Origin of the sequence: Anaerococcus martiniensis (genome assembly GCF_043187485.1) — a bacterium.
Taxonomy (GTDB): Bacteria; Bacillota; Clostridia; order Tissierellales; family Peptoniphilaceae; genus Anaerococcus; species Anaerococcus martiniensis.
The window spans coordinates 1,053,340-1,077,169 of the sequence record NZ_CP171106.1 but is presented as its reverse complement, the minus strand read 5'-3'; the positions used below and the strand labels follow the sequence as shown (position 1 = coordinate 1,077,169).

28 protein-coding genes are annotated in these 23,830 nt (G+C 33.0%); 6 read left to right on the top strand and 22 right to left on the bottom strand.

What is annotated here, in order from left to right; genetic code table 11:
• Window positions 1-2 precede the first annotated feature (2 nt).
• From rplP to rpsJ, 9 genes are read right to left on the bottom strand one after another with little or no spacing between them, the layout of a single operon-like run.
• On the bottom strand, window positions 3-431 hold the full coding sequence (gene rplP, locus ACF3NF_RS05315; RefSeq protein ID WP_394022499.1) for a 50S ribosomal protein L16: 429 nt from the start codon (window positions 429-431) through the stop codon (window positions 3-5).
• A gap of 23 nt (window positions 432-454) precedes the next feature.
• The gene (gene rpsC, locus ACF3NF_RS05310; RefSeq protein ID WP_262121498.1) at window positions 455-1,204 is read right to left on the bottom strand and encodes a 30S ribosomal protein S3; all 750 of its coding nucleotides are present in this window, start codon (window positions 1,202-1,204) and stop codon (window positions 455-457) included.
• 9 nt (window positions 1,205-1,213) lie between these two features.
• Window positions 1,214-1,552, bottom strand: coding sequence for a 50S ribosomal protein L22 (gene rplV / locus ACF3NF_RS05305; protein WP_262121496.1), 339 nt, complete (start codon window positions 1,550-1,552; stop codon window positions 1,214-1,216).
• Between the two features lie 9 nt (window positions 1,553-1,561).
• Window positions 1,562-1,849, bottom strand: a complete 288-nt coding sequence (gene rpsS, locus ACF3NF_RS05300; RefSeq protein WP_203126086.1) for a 30S ribosomal protein S19 — start codon at window positions 1,847-1,849, stop codon at window positions 1,562-1,564.
• A 9-nt stretch (window positions 1,850-1,858) separates the two neighbouring features.
• Complete coding sequence (gene rplB / locus ACF3NF_RS05295; RefSeq protein WP_262121493.1) at window positions 1,859-2,692, bottom strand: 50S ribosomal protein L2; 834 nt, start codon at window positions 2,690-2,692, stop codon at window positions 1,859-1,861.
• Window positions 2,693-2,703: 11 nt separating this feature from the next.
• Window positions 2,704-2,997 (bottom strand): 50S ribosomal protein L23, encoded by a 294-nt coding sequence (gene rplW, locus ACF3NF_RS05290; RefSeq protein ID WP_262121492.1) that lies wholly within the window; start codon window positions 2,995-2,997, stop codon window positions 2,704-2,706.
• Window positions 2,997-3,620, bottom strand: a complete 624-nt coding sequence (gene rplD, locus ACF3NF_RS05285; RefSeq protein WP_262121490.1) for a 50S ribosomal protein L4 — start codon at window positions 3,618-3,620, stop codon at window positions 2,997-2,999. The genes rplW and rplD overlap by 1 nt, the downstream gene beginning before the upstream one ends.
• An 11-nt stretch (window positions 3,621-3,631) precedes the next feature.
• On the bottom strand, window positions 3,632-4,267 hold the full coding sequence (rplC, locus tag ACF3NF_RS05280; RefSeq protein ID WP_262121488.1) for a 50S ribosomal protein L3: 636 nt from the start codon (window positions 4,265-4,267) through the stop codon (window positions 3,632-3,634).
• Between the two features lie 54 nt (window positions 4,268-4,321).
• Window positions 4,322-4,633, bottom strand: a complete 312-nt coding sequence (rpsJ, locus tag ACF3NF_RS05275) for a 30S ribosomal protein S10 (protein ID WP_203126077.1) — start codon at window positions 4,631-4,633, stop codon at window positions 4,322-4,324.
• A 380-nt stretch (window positions 4,634-5,013) separates the two neighbouring features.
• Between rpsJ and ACF3NF_RS05270 the strand changes: the two genes are divergently transcribed.
• Together ACF3NF_RS05270 and ACF3NF_RS05265 are read left to right on the top strand one after the other, a co-directional pair.
• On the top strand, window positions 5,014-5,370 hold the full coding sequence (locus tag ACF3NF_RS05270) for a CidA/LrgA family protein (RefSeq protein WP_394022498.1): 357 nt from the start codon (window positions 5,014-5,016) through the stop codon (window positions 5,368-5,370).
• Window positions 5,360-6,061: an LrgB family protein gene (locus ACF3NF_RS05265; RefSeq protein ID WP_394022497.1), complete on the top strand. Its 702-nt coding sequence runs from the start codon at window positions 5,360-5,362 to the stop codon at window positions 6,059-6,061. Before ACF3NF_RS05270 ends, ACF3NF_RS05265 begins: the two co-directional genes overlap by 11 nt.
• Before the next feature lie 32 nt (window positions 6,062-6,093).
• Here the strand turns inward: ACF3NF_RS05265 and ACF3NF_RS05260 are convergent, their stop codons facing one another.
• The 9 genes from ACF3NF_RS05260 to hcp form a co-directional block, all read right to left on the bottom strand.
• Window positions 6,094-8,061, bottom strand: a complete 1,968-nt coding sequence (locus ACF3NF_RS05260) for an ABC transporter permease (RefSeq protein WP_394022496.1) — start codon at window positions 8,059-8,061, stop codon at window positions 6,094-6,096.
• Window positions 8,058-8,816: an ABC transporter ATP-binding protein gene (locus ACF3NF_RS05255; RefSeq protein ID WP_394022495.1), complete on the bottom strand. Its 759-nt coding sequence runs from the start codon at window positions 8,814-8,816 to the stop codon at window positions 8,058-8,060. The genes ACF3NF_RS05260 and ACF3NF_RS05255 overlap by 4 nt, the downstream gene beginning before the upstream one ends.
• A 100-nt stretch (window positions 8,817-8,916) precedes the next feature.
• On the bottom strand, window positions 8,917-9,864 hold the full coding sequence (locus ACF3NF_RS05250) for a sensor histidine kinase (protein ID WP_394024442.1): 948 nt from the start codon (window positions 9,862-9,864) through the stop codon (window positions 8,917-8,919).
• Entirely contained in the window at window positions 9,857-10,543 is a 687-nt protein-coding gene (locus ACF3NF_RS05245) for a response regulator transcription factor (RefSeq protein ID WP_394022494.1), read from the bottom strand. The genes ACF3NF_RS05250 and ACF3NF_RS05245 overlap by 8 nt, the downstream gene beginning before the upstream one ends.
• Window positions 10,544-10,613: 70 nt before the next feature.
• Window positions 10,614-11,393 (bottom strand): putative ABC transporter permease, encoded by a 780-nt coding sequence (locus tag ACF3NF_RS05240; RefSeq protein ID WP_394022493.1) that lies wholly within the window; start codon window positions 11,391-11,393, stop codon window positions 10,614-10,616.
• A gap of 56 nt (window positions 11,394-11,449) precedes the next feature.
• On the bottom strand, window positions 11,450-11,983 hold the full coding sequence (locus tag ACF3NF_RS05235; RefSeq protein ID WP_394022492.1) for a DUF4367 domain-containing protein: 534 nt from the start codon (window positions 11,981-11,983) through the stop codon (window positions 11,450-11,452).
• Between the two features lie 134 nt (window positions 11,984-12,117).
• Complete coding sequence (locus ACF3NF_RS05230) at window positions 12,118-12,765, bottom strand: Crp/Fnr family transcriptional regulator (protein WP_394022491.1); 648 nt, start codon at window positions 12,763-12,765, stop codon at window positions 12,118-12,120.
• Window positions 12,766-12,821: 56 nt separating this feature from the next.
• Entirely contained in the window at window positions 12,822-14,096 is a 1,275-nt protein-coding gene (locus tag ACF3NF_RS05225; RefSeq protein ID WP_394022490.1) for an L-cysteine desulfidase family protein, read from the bottom strand.
• A 138-nt stretch (window positions 14,097-14,234) separates the two neighbouring features.
• Window positions 14,235-15,854 carry a hydroxylamine reductase gene (gene hcp / locus ACF3NF_RS05220; protein ID WP_394022489.1) on the bottom strand — a complete coding sequence of 540 codons (1,620 nt, stop codon included), beginning with the start codon at window positions 15,852-15,854 and terminating at the stop codon, window positions 14,235-14,237.
• Between the two features lie 168 nt (window positions 15,855-16,022).
• Here hcp and ACF3NF_RS05215 point away from each other — a divergent pair, with 168 nt between their 5' ends.
• The 4 genes from ACF3NF_RS05215 to ACF3NF_RS05200 all read left to right on the top strand — a co-directional run bounded on the left by ACF3NF_RS05215 (window position 16,023) and on the right by ACF3NF_RS05200 (window position 19,617).
• The gene (locus ACF3NF_RS05215) at window positions 16,023-16,523 is read left to right on the top strand and encodes a PTS sugar transporter subunit IIA (protein WP_394022488.1); all 501 of its coding nucleotides are present in this window, start codon (window positions 16,023-16,025) and stop codon (window positions 16,521-16,523) included.
• 9 nt (window positions 16,524-16,532) lie between these two features.
• Window positions 16,533-17,333: a Cof-type HAD-IIB family hydrolase gene (locus tag ACF3NF_RS05210; protein WP_394022487.1), complete on the top strand. Its 801-nt coding sequence runs from the start codon at window positions 16,533-16,535 to the stop codon at window positions 17,331-17,333.
• 17 nt (window positions 17,334-17,350) lie between these two features.
• On the top strand, window positions 17,351-18,292 hold the full coding sequence (locus ACF3NF_RS05205; protein ID WP_394022486.1) for an alpha/beta hydrolase: 942 nt from the start codon (window positions 17,351-17,353) through the stop codon (window positions 18,290-18,292).
• A gap of 104 nt (window positions 18,293-18,396) precedes the next feature.
• Window positions 18,397-19,617, top strand: coding sequence for a diphosphate--fructose-6-phosphate 1-phosphotransferase (locus ACF3NF_RS05200; protein WP_394022485.1), 1,221 nt, complete (start codon window positions 18,397-18,399; stop codon window positions 19,615-19,617).
• 8 nt (window positions 19,618-19,625) lie between these two features.
• Here ACF3NF_RS05200 and ACF3NF_RS05195 read toward each other — a convergent pair whose 3' ends face one another.
• From ACF3NF_RS05195 to tkt, 4 genes are all read right to left on the bottom strand, one after another.
• Window positions 19,626-20,561, bottom strand: a complete 936-nt coding sequence (locus tag ACF3NF_RS05195) for a DMT family transporter (RefSeq protein ID WP_394022484.1) — start codon at window positions 20,559-20,561, stop codon at window positions 19,626-19,628.
• 9 nt (window positions 20,562-20,570) lie between these two features.
• Window positions 20,571-21,128, bottom strand: coding sequence for a chromate transporter (locus ACF3NF_RS05190; RefSeq protein WP_394022483.1), 558 nt, complete (start codon window positions 21,126-21,128; stop codon window positions 20,571-20,573).
• The gene (locus ACF3NF_RS05185) at window positions 21,118-21,681 is read right to left on the bottom strand and encodes a chromate transporter (RefSeq protein ID WP_394022482.1); all 564 of its coding nucleotides are present in this window, start codon (window positions 21,679-21,681) and stop codon (window positions 21,118-21,120) included. The genes ACF3NF_RS05190 and ACF3NF_RS05185 overlap by 11 nt, the downstream gene beginning before the upstream one ends.
• Window positions 21,682-21,794: 113 nt before the next feature.
• Window positions 21,795-23,789, bottom strand: coding sequence for a transketolase (gene tkt, locus ACF3NF_RS05180; RefSeq protein ID WP_394022481.1), 1,995 nt, complete (start codon window positions 23,787-23,789; stop codon window positions 21,795-21,797).
• Window positions 23,790-23,830 lie beyond the last annotated feature (41 nt).

The following is a 23,830-nucleotide window of genomic DNA, read 5'->3' as shown; positions in this document are numbered from 1 at the left end:
TATTATTCCTCCGTACCTGTAACTTCAAGTCTTTGTATGAATTTGGTTTTGATTGGAAGTTTGTTTGCAGCAAGTCTCATAGCTTCTCTTGCAATTTCTTCGCTAACCCCACTCATTTCAAATAGTACACGGCCTGGTTTTACTACTGCTACCCAATATTCTGGGGAACCTTTACCAGAACCCATTCTTACTTCTGCAGGTTTTTTAGATACTGGTTTATCTGGGAATACTTTAATCCAGATTTGACCACCTCTTTTGATATATCTTGTCATCGCACGACGAGCAGCCTCGATTTGGTTAGCTGTCATCCAAGTAGCTTCAAGGGCTTGTAAGCCGTATTCACCGTAAGCTAATTGGTTTCCTCTTTGAGCTTCACCTTTCATTCTGCCCCTATGTTGTCTACGATATTTAACTCTTTTAGGCATTAACATAAGTTTTTCTCCTTATTCAAATACTAGTTGTTAGTATTTTCGTTTGTGTTTCTATTAGGACGTCTGTTATTGTTTCTTCTTTTTTTGTTGTTTCTATTGTTTGGCCTTTGTTTCATTTTTGGTTCGCGAACTGCCTTTTCTCCTGGTAGGATTTCGCCTTTGTAGATCCAAACTTTACAACCAATTTTACCGTATTCTGTATCTGCTTCTGCAAATCCATAGTCAATGTCTGCTCTTAGTGTTTGAAGTGGAATTGTTCCTTCAGAATATCCTTCGCTTCTAGCCATATCAGCTCCACCAAGTCTTCCAGATACCATTGTTTTGATACCTTTTGCTCCAGCTCTCATTGTTCTTTGGATTGGTTGTTTCATAGCACGTCTAAATGCAACCCTGTTTTCTAGTGCTGATGCAATATTTTCTGCTACTAGTTGTGCATTTAGGTCTTGGTATTTAATTTCTTCAACGTTTATGATTGTTCTTTTGCCTGGTGCAACTTTTTCGATTTTTTTCTTTAATTCTTCGATTCCAGCTCCACCTTTACCGATTACCATTCCTGGTTTTCCAGCATAGATTGTGATTTTTAGGTTGTTTACAGCTCTTTCTATTTCGATATCTGCAATACCTGCATCATAAACTTCTTTTTTTATTACTTTTCTGATGTTATAGTCTTCTACTAAAAGATCTGAGAATTCTTCTTTGTCTGCAAACCATTTTGAATCCCAATCTTTAATAACACCAACTCTAAATCCTTTTGGGTTTACTTTTTGGCCCATCTTTTCCTCCTATGCTTCTATATTCTCAAGAACTACACCGATATGGCTGCTTCTTTTTAGTATTGGGTAAGCTGCACCTTTAGCTTTTGGATGCCATCTTTTCATTGTTGGAGCATCATTTGCAAATGCGTTTTTTACAATTAGGTCTTCTCTATCAAGTCCATTGTTGTTTTCTGCATTTGCGATTGCGCTTTTTAGTACATCTTCAAGTAATCTTGCACCTTTTTTGTTTGTAAATCTTAAGATATTTAGTGCTTCGTCTACTTGTTTACCTCTAATTTCTTTACAAATATAGTTTACTTTAAGAGGAGATATTCTTTGATATTTAGCTGTTGCTTTTACTTCCATTGTCATCTCCTAACGCATTTTTGATTTCATTTCAGTAGCTTTTTTAGCGTGGCCTCTGAATGTTCTTGTTGGTACAAATTCACCTAGTTTGTGTCCTACCATATCTTCTGTGATATAGATTGGCACGTGTTTTCTACCATCGTGAACTGCTATTGTATGTTCTACAAATTCAGGGAATATTGTAGAACGTCTTGACCAAGTTTTTACAACTTTTTTCTCATTTTTTTCATTTAATTCGTCAATTTTTTTCATTAAATGATCATCGACAAATGGTCCTTTTTTAAGTGATCTAGCCATTATATCCCCCTATTTTTCGTCTCTTCTTCTTACAATGTATTGTGTAGAAGATTTTTTGTTGTTACGTGTTTTAACACCGATAGCTTTTTTACCCCATGGTGTCATTGGTGATGGACGACCGATTGGTGTTCTACCTTCACCACCACCGTGTGGGTGATCTACTGGGTTCATTACAGAACCTCTTACGTGTGGTCTACGTCCTAGGTATCTTGATTTACCAGCTTTTCCTAGTCTGATTAATTCGTGTTCTTGGTTTCCTACAACACCTATTGTTGCTTTACAGTTTAGGTGGATTAGTCTAACTTCACCACTTGGTAATCTTAGTGTTGCAAAGTTACCTTCTTTAGCCATAAGTTGTGCACCAGTTCCAGCTGATCTTACTAGGATACCGCCTTGGCCTGGTCTCATTTCGATATTGTGTACTGTTGTACCTACTGGGATATCTTTAAGTTCTAGTGCATTACCAGGTTTGATATCTGCATTTGCTCCAGAGATAACTTTATCGTTTACTTTAAGTCCTCTTGGTGCAAGGATATATCTTTTTTCTCCATCTGCATATGCAAGTAGAGCAATGTTTGCTGATCTGTTTGGATCGTATTCGATAGTTTTTACTGTTGCTGGGATGTCATCTTTATTTCTTTTAAAGTCGATGATTCTGTATTTTCTTTTTACTCCACCGCCTCTAAAACGAACAGTTGTTCTACCTGTATTGTTACGTCCACCTTTGCTTTTAAGGTCTGTTAAAAGTGATTTTTCAGGTTTGTTTGTTGTGATTTCTTCGAATGTTGAAACAGACATATTTCTATGGCCGTTTGAAGTTGGTTTTAATTTTCTAATAGGCATTTAAATCCTCCTTATAAACCTTCGAAGTATTCAATTTCTGCACTGTCTGCTGTTAATGTAACTACAGCTTTTTTCCAGTCAGCTCTTTTACCGATTCCATGACGTGTTCTTACTTTTTTACCTTCGTAATTCATTGTTCTAACTTTTTGAACTTTTACGCCATCAAAGATTTGTTCGATTGCAGCTTTGATTTCTGGTTTGTTTGCATTTTTGTCTACTTCAAAAGTGTATTTGTTTTCATCAAGTAAGCTCATTGATTTTTCTGTAATAATTGGTCTTTTAATTATTTCATAAGGTGATTTCATTATATAAATACCTCCTCAAGTTTAGCAATTGCATCTTTTGTAATTACTAGCTTGTTGTGTCTTACTAAGTCATAAACATTGATTAGGTTTGCAGCTGATACATCTACACCTTCGATATTTCTAAATGATCTATAAACTAGTTTGTCATTTTCTGCTGTTACAACATAAGCTTTTTTACCAGCATCGATTGCATTTAAGATGTTTGCTGCTTCTTTTGTTTTAGGAGCTTCAAATGATAGGCTATCTAAAACAATTAATTCATTTTCGTTTACTTTTGAAGTAAGAACTGAGTAAAGTGCTTTTCTTCTTAGTTTTTTAGGAACTTGATAGCTGTAGTCTCTTGGTTTTGGTGCAAATACAACTCCACCGCCTGTGTAGTGTGGTGCTCTAATCGAACCTTGACGAGCTCTACCTGTTCCTTTTTGTCTAAATGGTTTACGTCCACCACCACGTACTTCAGCACGTGTTTTAGCAGATTGTGTACCTTGTCTTTTATTTGCTAGTTGGTTTTTAACTACTTCATATACAGCGTGTTCGCTAATTTCAGTGTTAAATAGAGTTTCGTTTAACTCTAATTCTCCAACATTTTCTCCTTTTATGTTTAAAACATTAACTTTAGGCATCTAACTCCTCCTTAGTTTTGGCCTTTGACTGCTTGTTTGATTTGAACAAGTCCGCCTTTAGGTCCTGGAACCGCACCTTTAACTAGGATGTAAGAGTCTTCTGTATTTACTTTAACTACTTGTAAATTTTGGATTGTAACTCTTTCATTTCCCATTTTTCCTGAGCCTTTTCTACCTTTGAATACTCTTGCTGGATCTGAACCTGCTGAACGAGCACCTGCTACTCTGTGAGATTTAGAACCGTGAGATTGTGGACCTCTACCATAGTTCCATCTTTTGATAGCACCTTGGGTACCCTTACCCTTGCTTGTTGCAACAACGTCTACGATTTCGCCTTCTTCAAAGATGTCTACTGCTACTTTATCACCAACTACTAAGTCGATTGGGTCATTTCCGTAGTTAACTTCTTTTAAATATCTTTTGTAAGATGCGCCTGCTTTGTCAAAGTGACCTCTGATAGGTTTTTTAACATTTTTTTCTTTTTTGTCCATATAACCGATTTGAACTGCGTTGTAACCGTCTGTTTCGTCTGTTTTAATTTGTACAACTACATTTTCATCAGCTTTTAGAACAGTAACTGGAGTGATAACTCCATCTTCATCGATGACTTGAGTCATGCCTACTTTTGTTGTAAATATACTCTTCATGAGTACCTCCTTAATTACAGCGGATTGATTATCCAATCATTCTAATTACAGTTATTATAACTTAATTTCGATATCAACACCTGCAGGTAAGTTTAATTTCTTAAGTGCATCAAGTGTTTTGGCATTTGGGCCTAAGATATCGATTAATCTTTTGTGTGTTCTTTGTTCAAACTGTTCTCTAGAGTCTTTGTATTTGTGAACCGCTCTTAAAATTGTGATTTTTTCTACTTCTGTTGGAAGTGGAATTGGTCCAGATACTTCTGCTCCGCTTCTTTTAACCGCTTCTACGATTTTTTCTGCTGAGCTATCGATTACTTCGTGATCGTAAGCTCTTAATCTAATTCTGATTTTTTGTTGATTAGCCATTTTTCCTCTCTCTTTCTTTACCACGCCTCCGGGCGTTTGATATGTGTGGAAACCGTTTAGAATTATTTCTAAACTTGCTAGGCAAAAGTTCCCTTGTGATTTTGGCCTAAGTCACAAGCAACATCTTGCTTCAAAGCACCATAATATAATACAACAAAAACACTACAAAATCAAGTGTAAAGTATACATTTTACAAACATTTATATAAATTTATAAATATTTATAAAACTTGTTTACAAAGCTTAATTTTTCAGCATTTCTTGTGTAACATTTCAATAATATACCAGCAAAATGACCTATGTCAAATAAAAATTTGTAAAATATTTTTATTAACTTATAATAGAACTTGTATCATTAATAGAAAGAATTTGAGGTCAATAATGAAAATCTTAAAAGAATTTGTAATCTTATGTGCCTGCCTTCTAGCTGGTAGCGTTCTAAAGTACTTAATTCCCCTGCCGATTCCTGAAACTATTTATGGGATGCTAATCTTATTTTTACTTTTTGTTAGCAAAAAGCTTAATCCTGACCAAGTAAGGAAAACTTCTAATGTCATACTAGATAATATGAGTTTTTTGTTTGTACCTGTTGGGGTTGGTATAATTGAAAATTTTGATTTGTTTACTCAAAATTTTGTTGCAATGTTTGTGGTGACAATTCTTGCAAGTACTATTGCCATGGCTGTAACCATGCTTGTTGTAAACTTTATACAAAAAAGGAGCAAACATGTTCAGTAATTCATATTTTGGCATAGTCTTATCTTTTGTAGTATTCCAATTAGCAAAAAAATTTACAAATAAAATACATAACGGGATTCTAAGATCAATCTTTAATCCACTTTTAATTTCAATTATAGTTATTTCAATTATTTTATCCGCAGCTAGCATTTCTTATAAGGATTATAACCAAGGTGGGTCTTTAGTTTCATTTTTTATAGGGCCGGCAACAGTTGCTCTAATGGTAAGCCTTTATGATAACATTAATATTTTAAAGAAAAATTTTGCTGCCATTATGATAGGAATTTTTGTAGGTAGTTTCGTTTCTATGCTTGTTACTGTCCTACTTTCAAAAGTAATGGGAGTGGATGATATGATTATAATCACCATGCTTCCAGAATCAGTAACCACAGCAATTGCAGTTGGCCTTGCCGAAGAATACGGCGGCATTGCAGCTCTAGCAGCAATAGCGGTTATTATTCGAGGCATAGTTGGAATAATAATTGCTCCAATAATTATAAAAGTATTTAAAATCTACAATCCAGTTGCCCAAGGAATTGGCCTTGGAACAGCTGCCCACGCTCTAGGGACTACAAAAGCCCGTGATATGGGAAATGTCCAAGGAGCCATGGCCGGATTATCCATAGCCGTAGCTGGAATTGTGACAGTTATTTTAATGCCACTTATGGTTTTAATTTTAAATGCAATATAAGAAAAACTGCAGGATTTATTTCCTGCAGTTTTTTATTCTAATACTATTTCATTGTATGTTTTTTCTGTTAGTTTAAATGTTAGTAGATAAAAAATCATATAGGCTACAAATACTGAAACTAAGCATAGTAGATATAATCTAACATTGTTTAAACTTAAAATTTGCAAGAATTTGGTAATAATTGGTATTGCAAAAAGTGAATGGATAAAGGCAAAGGCCAGCGGCAAGAAAAATACTAGTCCCATTTGCTTTGAAATTGACTTTTTAGCTTCCCTATCTGTCATACCAAGTTGTCTCATAGTTTTAAATCTAGCTTTATCTTCCATACCTTCTGAAAGTTGCTTATAGTATATGGCAAGAACTGTGGATACCAAAAATCCTAGGCCTAGGATAATACCCACAAAGAATATGCCGGCATATACTGCTAGAAGGTCATTTCTATCAACTTGGCTATCTTGTAAGGAAAACCAATCATTATCCATATTGTCTTTTAGTTCATCCCATAATTTATCTCTTAAATACGGATCATAATTTCCATCTACATCAAAGTTCACATTATTTACAGTCTCATAGCCACCACCATACCATTCAGGTGTAAAGTTACGTACAACTTTTTCAAAGATTTGAGCATCTTTAAAGATAAGCTGGTCTTTGTCATTGATAGATATATCAGCTATGGATATAGGAGTAGGATAATTTTCTGTCAATTCTTTTTTTATCTTTAAATCCATACCCTCTATTTTTTCTATTTGCCTTTTGTCATTACTTTGTAAAAAGATAACATCATTGTCTTTAAAGTCATAAGCAGAATCGTGATCTAGGACAAAAAATACCATATCAATCTGACTGCCATCCAGAGATTGGTCATCTGTAATTTTCTTTTTTATGATTGTTCCATCCCTATCGACTGGAAGTACTGCACTCTCGTAGGTCCAAATATGTCCTGTTCTACCGTTCTCTTTTAAAACCCTATCTACATCATCCTTAAACAAATCAATGTCATTAGTATTTGGAAATGACAACTTATAGTCAGTTGCAAACATTTGTTCTTGGACTTCACTTGTTGCAAAGTAGAGGGAAAAACCAGATGTTAATACTATGATTACCATAGTAGATAGTATAGCAATACTTGCAAGAGTTTTGGCACTATTCCTTACTCTATATATAAGACCAGAAACTGCCGTGAAATTGGATTTTTTATAATAAAAATTCTTGTTTTTTTGAAGGAGTTTTAGTACACCTGATACTATAACCGAAAATGCTGCGTAGGTTCCTACAATTACTAGCATTACGGCAAGGAAAAATAGTTTGAAAGCATCCATGGGATTTTGTGTTGTAAGGCTGATAAAATATCCTGCCCCAATGCACAAAATTCCAAATATACCTGTAGCTATTGGATATTTTGGAGTTTTTTGCCCTGCTTTTGCTTGGTATCTGAAAGACATAGGGCTAAAGTTCCTACTTTTAAATATTTGCCTAGCTAATAATAAGGCAAATATTATAAAAAATATAAGGGCTGTAAGTAAGAGGGGCTGGATTGTAGGAAATATACCAGTTTCTAGAACATTCATATCTGTGTCTAGCATTTGCAAAAATCCGGCAAAAACTAGTTTATATATAATAGCTGAAATTATAGTTCCAATAATTATTGACTTTATATATAGGTTGATTAACTCATAGATATAGATTTTTACCAAATGCTTTTTTTCCATACCCAAAGTCAAATATAGGGCAGATTCTTCCGCTTTATTTTTCTGTATAAAATTATAGTTGGTCAAAATTGTTAATAGTGCAAATATCAACAATATTATAGAACCCAAATTCATCAAAGTTCTTATGGTTGTTTGTCCGAAAAAGTTTTTTGTCAATGGATCTGCGCTTATTGATAAGCATATATTTATTAAAACTATGAAAAATACTGTTGTACCTACAAATGGTACATAGAGCCTTTTATGTCTTTTGATCCCATCTATGGCTAGTCTGTGGTAGAGTGATTTCATCTGATCTCACCCCTTTGAAGCATTTGCATAGTATCAGCAATCTTTTCGCCCATTTCATATTTTGAAAATCCAGAATTATATAGTTCATGGAATATTTTACCGTCTTTGATAAACAATACTCTCTTTGCTTCAGAGGCTGCTTGGATGGAATGGGTTACCATTATTACAGTTTGTCCATTTTTATTTAAGTATTTGAAAACTTCCATCAATTCCCTAGAAGAGTTAGAATCCAAAGCACCAGTTGGTTCATCTGCTAGAAGTAATTTTGGATTGGTAATAAGGGCTCTTGCTACGGCACATCTTTGTTTTTGCCCTCCAGATACTTCATAAGGATATTTGTTTAAAATCTCATCTATCCTTAGTGGCTTAGCCACTTGCATGAGTTTTTTATCAAAATTTTTGGGGTCATCTTCTGCTAATATAAGTGGTAGCAAAATATTTTCTTTTAATGTTAGGGTATCTAATAAGTTAAAATCTTGGAATACAAATCCTAGGTGGTCACGTCTAAATTTTGAAATCTCAGAATCACTTATGGTCGATAAGTCTTTACCTTCTAAAACTATATTCCCTTTACTAGGCTTATCTAAGAGAGCTAATAGGTTAAGCAAGGTAGTTTTTCCGGAACCAGATTCCCCCATTATAGCTATGTATTCTCCTTCTTCTACCGAAAAATTCACATTGTTTAAGGCGTGAACTTGGTTTGTTGATAATCTTGACTTATATATTTTTTCTAAATTTGATACTTCTAATAACATATTATCACTTTCCTTTCTTATCTTTGTCTATATATTACAAGATAAAAAAATAAAAATCCCTCGATTAAAATAACAATTTTTAGCTTAAAGTGACAATTTGTTAGTTTAAAACTCGACTAAGATTTAATATTACTTTTGTTCCTACATCCACTTTTGAATCTATGCTTACATCTATAGACAAATTTTCTGCTGCAGTTTTTACTAGATTTAAACCAATACCAGTAGATTTTTTGTAAATGCGCCCGTTATATCCCGTATAGGACTTATCAAAAACCCTAGGCAAATCTTCTTTTCTAATGCCAATGCCAGTATCCTCAATTATTAGATTTTCCCCCTCAATATAAATAGAAATTTCTCCCTTATCAGTGTATTTATTAGCATTTGACAAAATTTGGTCAAGAATCAATCCAAACCATTTTTTATCTGTGGTAAGTTTTAGCTTGCTAGCTTTAAAATCAACCTTATTTTTCTTTCGGATAAATACTTTGGCATATTTTTTTATCGAAGAATTGATAAGCTCATCAAGGCTAGCTTGTTCAAAAACAAAATCTGTTGAAAGTGACTCCAGTCTCATATAAGACAAAAGACTATTTATGTATTCCTCAATTTCAAAAACTTCATTTTTTGCAGCATGACTATCGACTGGATGATCATTTAAAATCAAATCTAGGGAAAACAATGGAGTTTTGATTTGATGGGTCCATATGCTTATGTATTCTTTAAAATCTTTCATCTTTAATTCAAAGGCATTTGAGATTTTCTTATTTTCTTCTTGGATACTTATCATTATTTCTGAAAATTTTGTATCCCTAATCAAATCAGGTTTCTTTATGGAAGTATCCTTAGCCCAGTCATTTAAATCTTGTATAGTATTTTTAAATCTAAAATATGATAGGACCATAGAAATTGTAAACATCAAAAATGAAAATAAAATTATATACAAAATATAATTTTTATCTATGCCAAACCAGATACTTGCGTATAAGGCTAGGATATAAATAAAAAAAATTATAAAATTATGACTATGAAATTTTATAAACTTAGACATCTCTTTCAATATAATATCCCACCTTTTTCTTTGTTTTTATAAAATTTTTAAGGCCAATATCTTCTAGTTTTTTTCGTAATCTCATAATATTTACAGTCAGAGTATTATCATCAATAAATTCATCAGTCTGCCAAATTTTATCCATAAATTCTTCACGCCTAAAAACTTTTTCCGGGTATTCAAACATCATTTCCAAAATCAAATACTCATTTTTTGATAAAGATATTTCCTCATTAGCAAATTTTAAAAGCATCCTATCCCTGTCAATAATTACATCCTTGTAGGAAATATTATTAGTAGACTCGCTATATTCAAAAGTGCGTCTTAAAATTGCCTTTATCTTTGCAAGGAGCAGTTCCAAATCAAAGGGTTTTGTAATATAATCATCAGCGCCCATATTCATGGCCATAATTTTATTTAAATTTTCATCTGCAGAAGAGATAAAAATAATGGGAACATTTGATGATTTTCGAATCTGCTCACACCAATAATAACCATTAAAAAAAGGCAAGGAAACATCAAGCAAAACCAAGTCTGGATTTACTTTTAAAAATTTTTCATAAACTGAGGAAAAATCATCAGCAACGTGGACTTCATAGGACCAATTTTGCAAAAACTTTTTTAAGGCATTTAAAATAACATCATCATCTTCAACTACATATACTTTTATAGGATCCATAATTACCTGCTTTCTTAACTATAATTATAAGTTAAAAATCAAAAAATAAAACCGCCCCAAGGACGGCTTATTATTTATTACTTATTTTGTTTTTCAAATTTTCAAAATCATATCCCCTATCTTCCAAATCATGGATTAAATTTGGGAAGGCCTTTAGTAGACGTTTTTCTCCATATTTTTGGAAGTTATTTTTAAATTCTTGGCTGCGTTCATCAAATTCTTTGCGTTTTTCACTGGTTTTTTCTGCTCTTTCTATACCTCTTTGAGCAATTTTTTCTCCAATATCTGTTGTAACTTCTCCTAGTTTTTGTTTTGATTTTTCAATCTCCCTAAATTTCTTATTGATGCCTAAGATAGTATTTACTGTTGCTATTAGGTCTATAAGGAAAATTATAGCAATAATAATATTTACAATTATTAATATCTTCACTGAAAAGGCTGATACAAATTTTACTATCATTGGGTGGATTGCTTCATAGAGGATAAAGCATAGGGCTCCCCAAATTAGTGAATATTCTGCACAAATATATCCACCTATATTAAACTTTTTGTCTGTGTAGTCCCACCATTTTTTGTGAAAAACTTTCTCTAATATAAATCCTGTAACTAGTTCAATAACTGAGGCCACAAACATGGATGCAAAAAATAAAAACAATTTGCTATATGTATTTACTTTTCCCAACATAAATAAGATAGAAATGGCTGCAAATCCATAAATGGGACACCAAGGGCCATTTAAAACTCCACAGTTGATATATTTTCCCTGACGAATGCCATTATATGTAACTTCCATGGCCCAACCAATTATTGCATATATAAAAAAATAAATTATATAATAAGCATTTAACATATTAACTCCTAATAAAAAACTCCTAAGAATTGCTTCTTAAGAGTAATTTTACAAATTTATTTTATTTCTTCAATAACTTTTACAGCCTCTTCTTTTTCAAGAGTACTTCTTGTGTAGATATGATTTTGGCCATCTTTGATTACGATATAATTAAATGATCCATCATCCCAGAATTTGCCTGTATTTTCGCCAATTGTGATTTCTTCTGCATCTTCTGGAATTGTTACAATTTCTTCTAATCTTTCATCTTTTGGTGTGATTTGAATTGTAATTTTTTTAGCAGGATTTTTTTCTGCCATATATTCTACAGTTCTAAGATCCTTTTTTTCATCCTTGAAGTTTTCTACAAAGTTTTCTGGCAAATATCCAAATTCTAAATCATAGATGCCTTTGTCTCCAGATTCTTTGTTTTCTATTTCATTAGCTGGTTCTGGTTCTACTGCTACATCTTCTGTTTTTTCAGCTTCTTTTACTTCATCACTTGCTTTATTTGCTGGCTTTTCTTCTGCTGTTTGAGTATTGCTACAAGCTGCAAGTGGAGCAGATAAGGCTAAAATCAATGCTAGTGATAAATATTTTTTATTTTTCATAAACTCTCCCTTTTTTCAATTCAGGGATAATTATACTACAATTTTTAAAAATAAAAAATTTTTTATTTTTATTCTTAAATCGCTCCTATTACTAGGATAAAAAACTATAAATAAATCTTTATTCTAAATAATTATTAAATAATATCTGCAAAATCAGATTTATTTAGTATTTTGATTGTCTTATTTTTAATTTCAATCAATCCATCATCTGTCATTTTTGAAAGTTCACGAGAAAGTGAGGGTCTTGTTGTTGCCAAAATATCTGCCCATTCTTCGCGAGACAAATTTGTTTTTACAAATCCATTTTCTTCATTAGTTATCAAATATTTGGCAATTTTTTGCCTTAGGGTTGACTGGGAGGTAATTTGATTGGATCTGCTTAATTGCAAGCACTTTCTTGAAACTACATTGGTATAGGCAATCAAAAAATCTTTGGGAGTGTCATCTGTAAAAAGTTTTTTAAAATCATGGATTACTAGGACTTTGGAGTCAGTTTCTGCTTGGGCAGAAAAATCAAAGGGCTCGTTAAAATAGGAGTAAACTTCTCCAAATATGGCTGGCGTATTAAATTTTCTAATTATAAATCTTTTTCCATTTGGATCGATTTTATAAACCAAAATACTTCCCTCTACTAGGTAATACATTGCTCCTGTGACTTCACCAACTGTAAATATTTGAGAATCTTTGTTGTAGATTTTTTCTTCAAATCTTGTTTTTTTAGTTATTTTTTTTAAATCTTCATCGGATAAGTCTTTAAATATAGATATTTCTCTTAAATTCATATTTCACCTCAATTTAAGTATAAAAAAAGACGCAATATTTTTCAATGCGTCTTTTTTTATTTATCAATTATCTCAAGGATGGTCTTGTCTGCTGACTCAAAACCTTGGTGGGAAAGTTTGCCAATATTTGCAATGGTTTGCTCAATATTTTCTCCTACTACACCGACATTTGCTTCACTTACAACACCATTTAGTGAAAGATAGGCTGCAATTATTGCTTCTTCAGCACTAGTAGAAAGTTTCATAGAGCAAGATTCCTTGGCCCCATCACAGAGCATGCCTGTAAGATTTGCAAAAATATTTGTACAAGCCCCCGCAATTTCTTTTTGTCCACCACCTAGCATAAAGGCAATGGCTGCCGATGAACCAATAGCCGCACCAATGGCACAACCACAAATTCCACAAAGTTTTCCCGCGTATTCTTTTACATAACGATTGATTATATGGGCAAAAAACAAGCCTCGTGCTAAAATTTCATCATCCAGATTTTCGTGTTTTGCAACCATATAAACTGGCAAAATAATTCCTACACCTTGATTGCCACTACCACCTGATGTCATAATTGGAAAAGGGCCGCCACCCATACGCATATCAGCTGCAGCTGCAGTTAAAATCCTAGTTTCACTTACAAAATTATCAGGCAAAATTTTATTTTCCTTAAGCTCATTTAACTTTTTACCCAGACCCATTCCATAGCCCTTCAGGCCTTCTTCGGCTGCCTTAAGATTTACATCCACACCTTCTAAAACAAAGTCAATTTCATTTATATCCATGTCCCTAACAATTTTTTCTAAATCTGCAAAAGTCATATTCTTAATAGAAAATTCAGAATTTTTATTTTTTATAAATGGATTATCCAAAATAACATTGCCATTTTTGATTATTTTGCTTATATGGGAGTGAGAATGTGAAATGATACTTGTAACTTGGTCATTATTAGCAATAATTGTTGCTTCTATGTAGATGTCTGGCACATCGTCTATGTAATTTAAGTTAACTTTGTTTTCATTTACAAATTCTCTAGATTTTTTTATTTGATCATCAGTTAGATTTGAAAAAACCAAAAATGCCTTATCGGTTTTGCTTGTAAAGGCTCCAAGGCTAGCTGCTAGGTCCAATCCATGGTCTCCCGTATTTGGTATTTTTACTGCTTTGCCATTTTTGTAAATATTTTTGCTTACTTTTAAATTTATTTTTGAAATTTCATCTTTATTTATGTAATCACTAGCTATATTTGCTGCATATGCAACTGCCACTGGTTCTGTACAGCCTATAGCCTTTGTGGAATCTTCTCCTACTATATTAATTAATTCCCTTTGCATATCATCCATAATTTCGCCTCCATTTTAATTATAGTAAAATCTTTAACAAATGGCAAAGGTTTTCATATTTTGTTGCACATTATTTTTTAAAATTTTTATATATAAAAAAATCAGGTCCTATTATAAGAACCCGATTTAGATATATTATTAAGCTGTCATTGTTGCTAAATCTTCTTCTACTGTAGAAATTGGAGCAATACCAAAGTTTTCTACTAAGAAATCTACAACTGTTGGTGATAAGAATGCTGGTAGTGTTGGTCCTAGGTGGATATTTTTTACTCCTAGGCTTAGTAATGCTAGTAAAACTATTACTGCTTTTTGTTCATACCAAGCAATATTGTATTCGATTGGTAAATCGTTGATATCATCTAATCCAAAAGCATCTTTTAAAGCTAGAGCAATTTGAACTAGTGAGTATGAGTCGTTACATTGTCCAGCATCTAGTACTCTTGGGATACCATTTATATCTCCAAGTCCTAATTTGTTATATCTATATTTTGCACAACCAGCTGTAAGTATTACGTGGTCTTCTGGAAGACCTTGGGCAAATTCTGAGTAGTAATTTCTTTCTTTAAATCTACCGTCACATCCACCCATTACTACGAATTTTTTGATATTTCCAGCTTTAACTTCTTCTACAACTTTATCAGCTAATTGGATAACTTGGTTGTGGGCAAAACCACCTACCACTTTTAAATCTTCAAGGTTTGTTGGAGCTTCACAAGTTTTAGCAAGTTCGATAATTTCTGAAAAATCTTTGTAGCCATTTTCATCAGCTTCGATGTGTTTGCAACCTGGATAACCTGCTTGGCCAGATGTAAACATCTTATCTTGGTAAGTATTGTCTTTTTTCATTGGTACAATACAGTTTGTTGTCATTAAGATTGGACCATTGAAGGCTTCAAATTCTTCATTTTGGTGCCACCAGCTTGAACCATAATTTCCGTGGAAGTGGTCGTATTGTTTAAATTCTGGATAGTAGTTTGCAGGTAGCATTTCTGAGTGAGTATAGATTTCTACCCCGCTATCCTTACTTTGTTCAAGTAGCATTTTCATATCGTGTAAGTCGTGGCCTGAAATAAGGATTCCTGGTTTATTGCCTGCAGAATAGTCTACTTCTGTTATTTCTGGGTGACCGTAGCTTGTTGTATTTGCCTTATCTAAAAGAGCCATAGCTTTTACACCGTGTTCACCAGTTGCCATTACAAGATCGATTAGATTTGGAATTTCTTTATCAGCTTTTGTTGTTTCTTCAAGTGCTTTAGCGATAAATCTATCAACTTCCACATCTTTATATCCTAGGACATTTGCGTGGTGGTTATAAGCAGCCATACCTTTTAGACCGTATGTAGTTAGTTCTGTAAGAGATCTTTCGTCTTCATTTAAGATATTTAAAACGCCAACTTCAATAGCTTTTTTTTCTAATTCGCTATCATCCATTGTTGAGAAAAGAGCAAAGTCTGATAGACCTTCTTTATCTTCAATTTTTTCTAAAAGTTCATCTTTCATTTTGATTGTTTCTTTAACTATTTTAAAGATAGCTTCTGTATCAAAGTTTGCATTTGTAATTGTTACGAATAAGTTTTTTGAAATTTTTTCATAAACTTTTTCATTGTCCTCGCCTAGTCTATTAGCAACTTCAGCAAGTCCTTTTGTTACATATATTAATAAGTCTTGGCTATTTGCAGTATCTTCTTTTTTACCACAAACACCTTGGATAGTACATCCTTCATTTTTTGCTGTTTCTTGACATTGGTAACAAAACATATATTACTCCTTTTTAAAATTCAAGTATTAATATTTCCTACAATCTTATTATAGGCTAGATTTTTAAAAAAATCGGTAACATATGTTACAAATCAATATTTTTTTGCTATAAATCCTATAATAATAATGGGTATAATATAAAAAAGTTAGGCACATAAGGAGGAAATTATGGGACTTTTTGATATATTCAAGGCAGATAATAACGAAAACTCAAATACAAATGAAAATATAGTTTATGCACCAATGACAGGTGAGGCAAAAAACATTAGCGAATGCGAAGACCCAGTTTTTGCTCAGGAAATTGTAGGTAAAGGGACTATGATTATACCATCTGAGGGTAAACTTTATGCACCAGTAGATGGAAATATTTCAATGGTAGCTGATACAGGTCATGCACTTGGTATTACATCTAAAAGTGGCCTTGAAATTTTAATTCATATTGGCCTTGATACAGTTGAGCTTCAAGGTGGACCTTTTGATGTAAAAGTTAGCCAAGATCAAAATGTCAAAAAAGGCGATTTACTTTTAGAATTTGATATTGAACAAATCAAAGCAAATGGAAAATCAACCCAATCACCAGTTATAATTACAAATCCAGATAATTATGAAATTTCTGTCCTAAAAACTGGAAATTTAAGCCATGGCGATGAGTTAATCGAAGCTAAATAAGGTTAATATATGAAATTAATTGCAGTAGATGTAGATGGCACGCTTTTAAATAGCAAAAATGAAATTTCCCCAAAAACTAAAGAATCTTTGATAAGGGCTGGAGAATCCGGCCATAAAGTGGCAATAGTATCTGGACGTCCAACATCAGGAGTAAGATATCTTGCAAAAGAATTAGAATTTGAAAAATATGGAGGACTGCTTTCAAATTATAATGGAGGAGCCATAACAAATTTTAAAACTGGCGAAGTAATTTCAAATCATACATTGGACTTAGATTTGGCAAAGGAAATCTTAGCCGCTACCAAGGATTTGCCGCTTGAAATAATTATCCCAAGTGGGGATAAGATTATTTCTGATTCAGATAATAAATATTTGGGCGTTGAAAGAGATTTATTAAAAGTTGAGACAGAAGCAATAGAAGGACTTCGTGAAAATTTAGATTTTGGTCCAAACAAAATTATTTTTGCCAATGATCCAGAAATACTTGAACAACATCTAGAATTTTTGATAGATACTTACGGACAACACACTGCCCAAGTAAGAAGCCAAAGATTTTATTACGAAATCATGCCAAAAGGCCTTTCAAAAGGAGCGAGTCTTTTAGAAATTGCAAAATATTATGGAATCGACCAAGAAAATATAATTGCCTTTGGTGATGAGCTAAACGATGAAACCATGATAGAAGTTGCCGGTACAGGAGTTGCCATGGGCAATGCAGTAGAAAAAATAAAAGAAATCGCAGACTATATTACCTTATCCAATGATGAAGATGGGATAGCAGATTATTTGGAGAAATTTGTACTAAATTAAGTCTTTAGGAGAGGCTTATGAAAATAATAAAAATATTACTTGCAATTATTGTTATTTCAGCAATATTTGTAACAACCAGCCATATTGCCAAATTAAACACTTGGCTAAATGCAAAGTTGGGCAATATGGACTATAGGCCAGATATAAAAGAAAACATAGATCAACACGCTGGCGAACATCATTTTGAAGATAGGGATAAGGTTTTTAAAATCTTAAGCGACTATGCAAATTGCATGGAAGATGTATTTATTAAATCATATGACAATACTAAACTTGGCGGGTCATATCTTTTAGGAGAAAATACAAATCTTTGGGCAATATTAATCCACGGCTACACTGCAACAAATAAAACCATGTTTACCATAGCAGACGAGTATTACAAAAGAGGATTTTCAATTCTTGCTCCAAATCTAAGGGGCCATGGCAATAGCGCGGGAATATTTACAACCTATGGTATCAAGGAAAAAGAAGATATAAAAGAACGGATAAAGTGGATAAAATCTTCTTTTCCAGATGCCAAAATAGTTTTGCAAGGCGAATCATTAGGCGCTGCAAGCGCCATGTTTTTAGTAGGAGAAAACCCAAAAGAAGTCATCGCCTGTGTGGAAGATTGCGGTTATACCAGCTATTTTGAAATGTATGCCAATCAATTTCCGAAAAGACTAAAATTTTTGACCAAACCCATAGGTATTCTTGCAAATTTGTTCATAAAACCAGTAATTGGTGCCGATTTATTCAAATCAAATCTAGAATCAATGCAAAAAACAAAAATCCCCACCCTCTTTATAAACGGAGCAAAAGACCGCCTAGTCCCAGTCAAAATGTGCGAAAAACTCTACCAAGCCCACAATGGCAAAAAAGATATACATATTGCAAAAGGCGCAGGACATGCCGAAAGCAAACTTTATGATGCAGAAATTTATTATAAAAAAATATTTGATTTTTTAAGTCAAATATAAAAGCTAGCTTGATAAGCTAGTTTTTTTATGGATTTAATAGTAATTAAGATAAAACACAAAAAATATAGTAAGGTAATAGTATTAGAAAAGAAGGAGAATAATTAATGAATATTATAGTTGCTCAGTCTGGTGGTCCTACTAGTGTTATTAATTCTTCACTTGCTGGTGTGATTTCTGCTGGGATTGAAAATGATTTTGATAAAATTTTTCTTAGCCTCCATGGCATTGAGGGGATAATTAATGATGAAATTGCTGAGGTGGATAAGGATAAATATACAAGTGAAAATATAAAAGAAAAGTTGATGGCTAGGCCTTCTTCTATTTTAGGTTCCTGTCGTTTTAAGCTGCCAGCAAATTTTGATGATGAAATTTATGAGAAAATATTTGAAACTTTGAAAGCTTATCAAATATCTACTTTTGTCTACATAGGTGGAAATGACTCTATGGATACGGTTATGAAGCTTAATAACTATATGAAAGACAATAACATCGCTGATATAAATATTATGGGTTGCCCAAAAACTATTGACAATGACCTAATGAACATGGATCATTCTCCGGGATTTGGATCTGCAGCAAAATACATAGGGACAACCTTAAGAACTCTTAGAACTGATGTTGACATTTATGATTTAAAATCAGTTACCTTTGTAGAAATCATGGGTAGGCACGCAGGATGGCTTGCTGCATCAGCCCTTAGTGCAAATTATGGGATAGACAAGGATGTTGTAAATCTTGTTTATCTGCCAGAGGATAAAAAATCCTTGGACCAAGTATTTGATGAAATAAAAGAAGCTTTAAAATATGAAAACAACCTAATAGTTGCCCTAGCAGAAGGTTTTAGGGATAAAGATAATAAATTAGATGAAGAAAGATTCTCCAACCAAAACGATGCCTTTGGCCACAAAATCGTATCAGGAGTTGCTAGTAGGCTAGCAGATTTGGTCAGAAATAAACTTCAAATCAAATCTCGTGCAGTAGAACTTTCTATTGTCCAAAGAACAAGCAATCTAATTAGCAAAACAGATGCAGATGAAGCCTATCAATTAGGATATATGGCCGCTAAACTTGGCATAGACAATACAAATCTTGTCCCTGTATTAAAAAGAAAAGATAAAAATGAATATGAAGTTTACTACGAATCTGTAAGTCCAGACAAAATTGCCAACAAGGAAATGAAAATTCCTGAAACTTGGCTAAAAGACAGAAAAACTTTAGAAAATGAAATAATAAAATACACCCTTCCATTAATAAAGGGTGAAGTTGAGCAGGTATATGAAAATAGCTTGCCAGTCTTTGTTAATCTAAAAGATTTTATTATATAAAAAGATCTCTAATTAGAGATCTTTTTTATTTTTTTATTTGAATCCAAATTTAAAACAATAGACCCTAAAACAACTAAAATCAAACCTATTAGTAAGTCAAAAGTAAATTCCTCATGTAAGGCCCAGACTGAGAGCAAGGATCCAAATATAGGTACAAATAATTTATAGACTCCCATCTCATTGGCAGAATGATACCTTAAAACAGTATTCCAAATTATGTAACTTGTAGCAGAAATAAAAGCGCCATAAATAATTAAAATAATTGCAAGTGGTGTTAGAGTTAAACTTATTTTCTTTGTTAAAAATCCAGTTATTATAAGAATAATTGAACCAATTATAAATTGACTTGCCGTAGTAAACATTTCATTTTGACTTGTGCCATATTTTCTAACAAAAACTGAAGATAAAGCATTAAATGTAGTAGCTATTAAAATAAATCCTTCTCCTATAAATTTAAATTCACTACTCATATTGGTAAAACCACCATTTACAACTATTATTCCCAAAGTACCTAATATAATAGCAATTATAGTTTGTAAATTTATCTTCTCATTAGGAAGCATAATAATAGAGATAATAACTACTAGAAAAGAATTTGTGGCTTGTATTATAGATGATTTTACACCGCTAGTATTGCTCATACCTACATAATAAAATATATACTGGATAGATGTTTGAATTAATGAAAGTATGATAATGTATTTTATATTTATATTTTTTCTGTCTACTTTTTCTTCATTAAAAGCTCTAAAGTAAATAAAAGCTAATACTCCTGCCAGAAAAAACCTAAAGCCTGCGATTAGTATTTGAGAACCTGTATTTGATGGTGCAACTCCCATTTCTTTATAGGTAGTTTTTATAACTGGCATAGCCGAACCCCACAAAAACATTGAAAAAAGTGTTGCAATAATTGCAGTTTTTTTATCTTTTAATTTTTCTAGCATAAAATCTCCTTAAAAATTTATTAAAGAAATGAGTAAGTAGACTGCCCCACTTGCTAGCATTATTTTTATAGGGTCAGTTTTAAATTTATACATAGCAAAAAGAGCTGCAACAAAAATGACTAGCATCAAATAATCCAAATTTGAAATGGAAATTGCATTTGTATCAAAAAAGGCAGTTCTTAGGATTTGAACACCTGCTATCAAAATCATAGACACAATAGCTGGCCTTAAAAAATAAAGGATATTGGTCATAGCATCGAGATTCTTATATTTTTTGTAAAAATAGGAAATTGTACCGACAATAATTGCTGAAGGCAAAACACATCCTAGGGTTGCTGCCAAGGCCCCAGGAAATCCTGCCAATCTCGTGCCGACAAAAGTTGCAGAATTTATTGCAATAGGTCCCGGTGTCATTTGGGAGATAGTAATAAGATCGTTAAATTCACTTAAGGTCAGCCAATTATTTAAATCTACTACTTCTTCTTGGATTATGGGCAAGGCTGCGTAGCCTCCACCAAAAGAAAAAAGACCAATTTTAAGAAAACTTATAAATAATTTAATCAGCATCTTGACCTCTTTTCACAAATGTATAAATTACGCCAATTACAATTAAAGTTGCAATAATATAAACAACATTTACATCAAAGAAAAATCCTAAAATAAATGCTAAGATCATTATAAGTGGGATGATTTTTGACTTTGTCTTTAGTAAATCTTTGGCCATATCGATTACAACTTTTATAATCAAAGCCCCCACCCCAGCCTGCATGCCCTTTAAAAACAAGGCAATATATCGATTTGTTATAAAAGCTTGATAGGCTATTGATATTAAAGAAATTATTATAAGTGGCGGGATAATTGTTCCTAAGATTGCAACAAGCATACCCGGTAAGCCAAGTGTTTCAAATCCTACGACAACTGCAGCATTAACCGCAACTGCTCCTGGTGCTGATTGGGCAATAGCAGTCATATCTATCATTTCTTCCTTGCTAATCCATCCTAATTTTTCTACAAAAGTTTCCTTCATTAGGGATAAAATCACATATCCCCCACCAAAGGTAAAGGCTGATAGATAAAGGGTTGACTTAAATAAATCCCATAAGTTTTTCTCTTTTTGCATCAATTCCTCATTTCTATTTATCTAATTAATATAATAACATAAAAACTTGCAAATAAAACAAAAAAATCCCCAAATTGCATTAATTTGAGGATATAGTTTATTAATTAATATTTCTAACTAAAATATTTTTCATTAATTTTTTGAACTACTTTTTCTGGAGTAAATCCGTACTCTGCTGTTACTTCATCACCCTTTCCAGATTGGCCAAATTTATCAATACCGATATTTAATCCATCTGTACCAGTCCATTCTGCCCAGCCAAAAGTAGATCCCATTTCAAGAGAGATTCTCTTTGTAACTTCTTTTGGTAAAACTTCTTCCTTGTAAGCTTCATCTTGGTCTCTAAATAATTCAATAGATGGCATTGAAACTACACGGATGTTTTTGCCGTTTTCTGCTAATAATTTCTTAGCTTCTAGGGCAAGTTCTACTTCTGAACCTGTTGCAATAATTATTGCATCAGCATCTCCTTCACTATCAGAGATTACATATGCACCCTTGTTGATGTCTGTTAGATTTTCAGTTTCTTTTAGGTTTCCTACATTTTGACGAGTAAGAGCCATTACAACTGGTTTTTCTTTTGATTCAAGTGCTAGTTTCCAAGCAAGTCTTGTTTCATTTGCATCAGCTGGTCTTAGCATAATTGTATCTGGAATAGATCTAATCATAGCTAGTTGTTCGATTGGCTCATGGGTTGGACCATCTTCACCAACTGCAATTGAATCGTGAGTCATTACATATGTTAAAGGTAATTTTGATAATGCAGAAAGTCTAATTGCTGGTTTTAAATAATCTGTAAATACAAAGAATGTTGAAACGTGATGCCATGTTCCGCCGTGGGCAATAATACCATTTCCTATTGCTGCCATAGCAAATTCACGCACACCATACCAAACATTGCGTCCTTCTGGAGTTCTGTCTGTAAAAGCTACTGTATCTTTGATATTTGTTTTATTTGATGAGAATAAATCTGCAGATCCGCCCCAGAAGTTTGGATTAATTTTTGCAAGGTCTTGGATGATTTCCCCATTTGAGGCACGAGTTGCTATTGCTTTATCATCTGAAGAATATTTTTTAACTTCATCCATAAAGTTTTCTGGCAATTCACGGTTTATACCAGCCATTAGATTTTTGTAATCTTCTGGGTATTTTTCTTCGTATGTTTTTAAAAGCTCATCCCATTTTTTGTTTTCTTCTTCACCTGTTCTAGCAATGCCATCAGCAAAAGTTTCATAAATATCATCTGGAATATTAAAATCATCTTCAGTCCATTCATAGATTTCTTTTGCCTTTAGGAAATCTTCTTCACCAATTGGTGCTCCGTGAACTTTGTTTGTTCCTTGGTTGGTTGAACCATATCCAATAATTGTTTTTACTTCGATAAGAGTTGGTCCTTGGAAATTGCCTTTAGCATTGTTTATAGCTTCATAAATCTGATCAAGATCCTTACCATCTTCTACCTTAATGTAATTCCAATTTAAAGACTCAGCACGTTTTTGAATATCTTCTGAGAAAGTTGTATTTGTAGCTCCATCTAGGCAAATGTCATTTGAATCGTAAAGCACGATTAATTTTGAAAGATTTAAATGACCTGCAAGGCTCATTGACTCATAAGAAATGCCTTCCATTAGGTCGCCATCACCACAAAGTACGTAAGTGTAATGGTCAATAATTTGGGCATCATCCTTGTTATATATTGCTGCCAAATGTTTTTCAGCCATAGCAATACCAACTGCTTGGGCAAATCCTTGACCAAGTGGGCCTGTAGTTACTTCCACACCTTCGATGTGTCCGCGCTCTGGGTGACCAGCAGTCTTGGCTCCAATTTGTCTAAAATCCCTTAAATCATCTATACTTACATCATAGCCTGCTAAATGTAAAAGTGAATAAATCAAAGCAGAACCATGGCCTGCTGATAGGACAAATCTATCACGGTTAAACCAGTTAGCGTTTTTAGGATTTGCCTTTAAATATTTATTCCACAAAACATAAGCCATAGGAGCCGCCCCCATAGGAAGACCTGGGTGGCCACTATTTGCAGCCTCAATTTGAGCTATAGAAAGTGCACGAATGGCACTAATTGCACGTTCATCATTTTTATTAAACATAATCTCTCCTTTATACAAGTTACTAACTTTATACCCTTATG

What these genes read in the sequence shown, in the direction of transcription:
- rplP (WP_394022499.1), bottom strand. Translation starts at nt 431, where the DNA reads ATGTTAATGCCTAAAAGAGTTAAATATCGTAGACAACATAGGGGCAGA.
- rpsC (WP_262121498.1), bottom strand. Translation starts at nt 1,204, where the DNA reads ATGGGCCAAAAAGTAAACCCAAAAGGATTTAGAGTTGGTGTTATTAAA.
- rplV (WP_262121496.1), bottom strand. Translation starts at nt 1,552, where the DNA reads ATGGAAGTAAAAGCAACAGCTAAATATCAAAGAATATCTCCTCTTAAA.
- rpsS (WP_203126086.1), bottom strand. Translation starts at nt 1,849, where the DNA reads ATGGCTAGATCACTTAAAAAAGGACCATTTGTCGATGATCATTTAATG.
- rplB (WP_262121493.1), bottom strand. Translation starts at nt 2,692, where the DNA reads ATGCCTATTAGAAAATTAAAACCAACTTCAAACGGCCATAGAAATATG.
- rplW (WP_262121492.1), bottom strand. Translation starts at nt 2,997, where the DNA reads ATGAAATCACCTTATGAAATAATTAAAAGACCAATTATTACAGAAAAA.
- rplD (WP_262121490.1), bottom strand. Translation starts at nt 3,620, where the DNA reads ATGCCTAAAGTTAATGTTTTAAACATAAAAGGAGAAAATGTTGGAGAA.
- rplC (WP_262121488.1), bottom strand. Translation starts at nt 4,267, where the DNA reads ATGAAGAGTATATTTACAACAAAAGTAGGCATGACTCAAGTCATCGAT.
- rpsJ (WP_203126077.1), bottom strand. Translation starts at nt 4,633, where the DNA reads ATGGCTAATCAACAAAAAATCAGAATTAGATTAAGAGCTTACGATCAC.
- ACF3NF_RS05270 (WP_394022498.1), top strand. Translation starts at nt 5,014, where the DNA reads ATGAAAATCTTAAAAGAATTTGTAATCTTATGTGCCTGCCTTCTAGCT.
- ACF3NF_RS05265 (WP_394022497.1), top strand. Translation starts at nt 5,360, where the DNA reads ATGTTCAGTAATTCATATTTTGGCATAGTCTTATCTTTTGTAGTATTC.
- ACF3NF_RS05260 (WP_394022496.1), bottom strand. Translation starts at nt 8,061, where the DNA reads ATGAAATCACTCTACCACAGACTAGCCATAGATGGGATCAAAAGACAT.
- ACF3NF_RS05255 (WP_394022495.1), bottom strand. Translation starts at nt 8,816, where the DNA reads ATGTTATTAGAAGTATCAAATTTAGAAAAAATATATAAGTCAAGATTA.
- ACF3NF_RS05250 (WP_394024442.1), bottom strand. Translation starts at nt 9,864, where the DNA reads ATGTCTAAGTTTATAAAATTTCATAGTCATAATTTTATAATTTTTTTT.
- ACF3NF_RS05245 (WP_394022494.1), bottom strand. Translation starts at nt 10,543, where the DNA reads ATGGATCCTATAAAAGTATATGTAGTTGAAGATGATGATGTTATTTTA.
- ACF3NF_RS05240 (WP_394022493.1), bottom strand. Translation starts at nt 11,393, where the DNA reads ATGTTAAATGCTTATTATATAATTTATTTTTTTATATATGCAATAATT.
- ACF3NF_RS05235 (WP_394022492.1), bottom strand. Translation starts at nt 11,983, where the DNA reads ATGAAAAATAAAAAATATTTATCACTAGCATTGATTTTAGCCTTATCT.
- ACF3NF_RS05230 (WP_394022491.1), bottom strand. Translation starts at nt 12,765, where the DNA reads ATGAATTTAAGAGAAATATCTATATTTAAAGACTTATCCGATGAAGAT.
- ACF3NF_RS05225 (WP_394022490.1), bottom strand. Translation starts at nt 14,096, where the DNA reads ATGGATGATATGCAAAGGGAATTAATTAATATAGTAGGAGAAGATTCC.
- hcp (WP_394022489.1), bottom strand. Translation starts at nt 15,854, where the DNA reads ATGTTTTGTTACCAATGTCAAGAAACAGCAAAAAATGAAGGATGTACT.
- ACF3NF_RS05215 (WP_394022488.1), top strand. Translation starts at nt 16,023, where the DNA reads ATGGGACTTTTTGATATATTCAAGGCAGATAATAACGAAAACTCAAAT.
- ACF3NF_RS05210 (WP_394022487.1), top strand. Translation starts at nt 16,533, where the DNA reads ATGAAATTAATTGCAGTAGATGTAGATGGCACGCTTTTAAATAGCAAA.
- ACF3NF_RS05205 (WP_394022486.1), top strand. Translation starts at nt 17,351, where the DNA reads ATGAAAATAATAAAAATATTACTTGCAATTATTGTTATTTCAGCAATA.
- ACF3NF_RS05200 (WP_394022485.1), top strand. Translation starts at nt 18,397, where the DNA reads ATGAATATTATAGTTGCTCAGTCTGGTGGTCCTACTAGTGTTATTAAT.
- ACF3NF_RS05195 (WP_394022484.1), bottom strand. Translation starts at nt 20,561, where the DNA reads ATGCTAGAAAAATTAAAAGATAAAAAAACTGCAATTATTGCAACACTT.
- ACF3NF_RS05190 (WP_394022483.1), bottom strand. Translation starts at nt 21,128, where the DNA reads ATGCTGATTAAATTATTTATAAGTTTTCTTAAAATTGGTCTTTTTTCT.
- ACF3NF_RS05185 (WP_394022482.1), bottom strand. Translation starts at nt 21,681, where the DNA reads ATGCAAAAAGAGAAAAACTTATGGGATTTATTTAAGTCAACCCTTTAT.
- tkt (WP_394022481.1), bottom strand. Translation starts at nt 23,789, where the DNA reads ATGTTTAATAAAAATGATGAACGTGCAATTAGTGCCATTCGTGCACTT.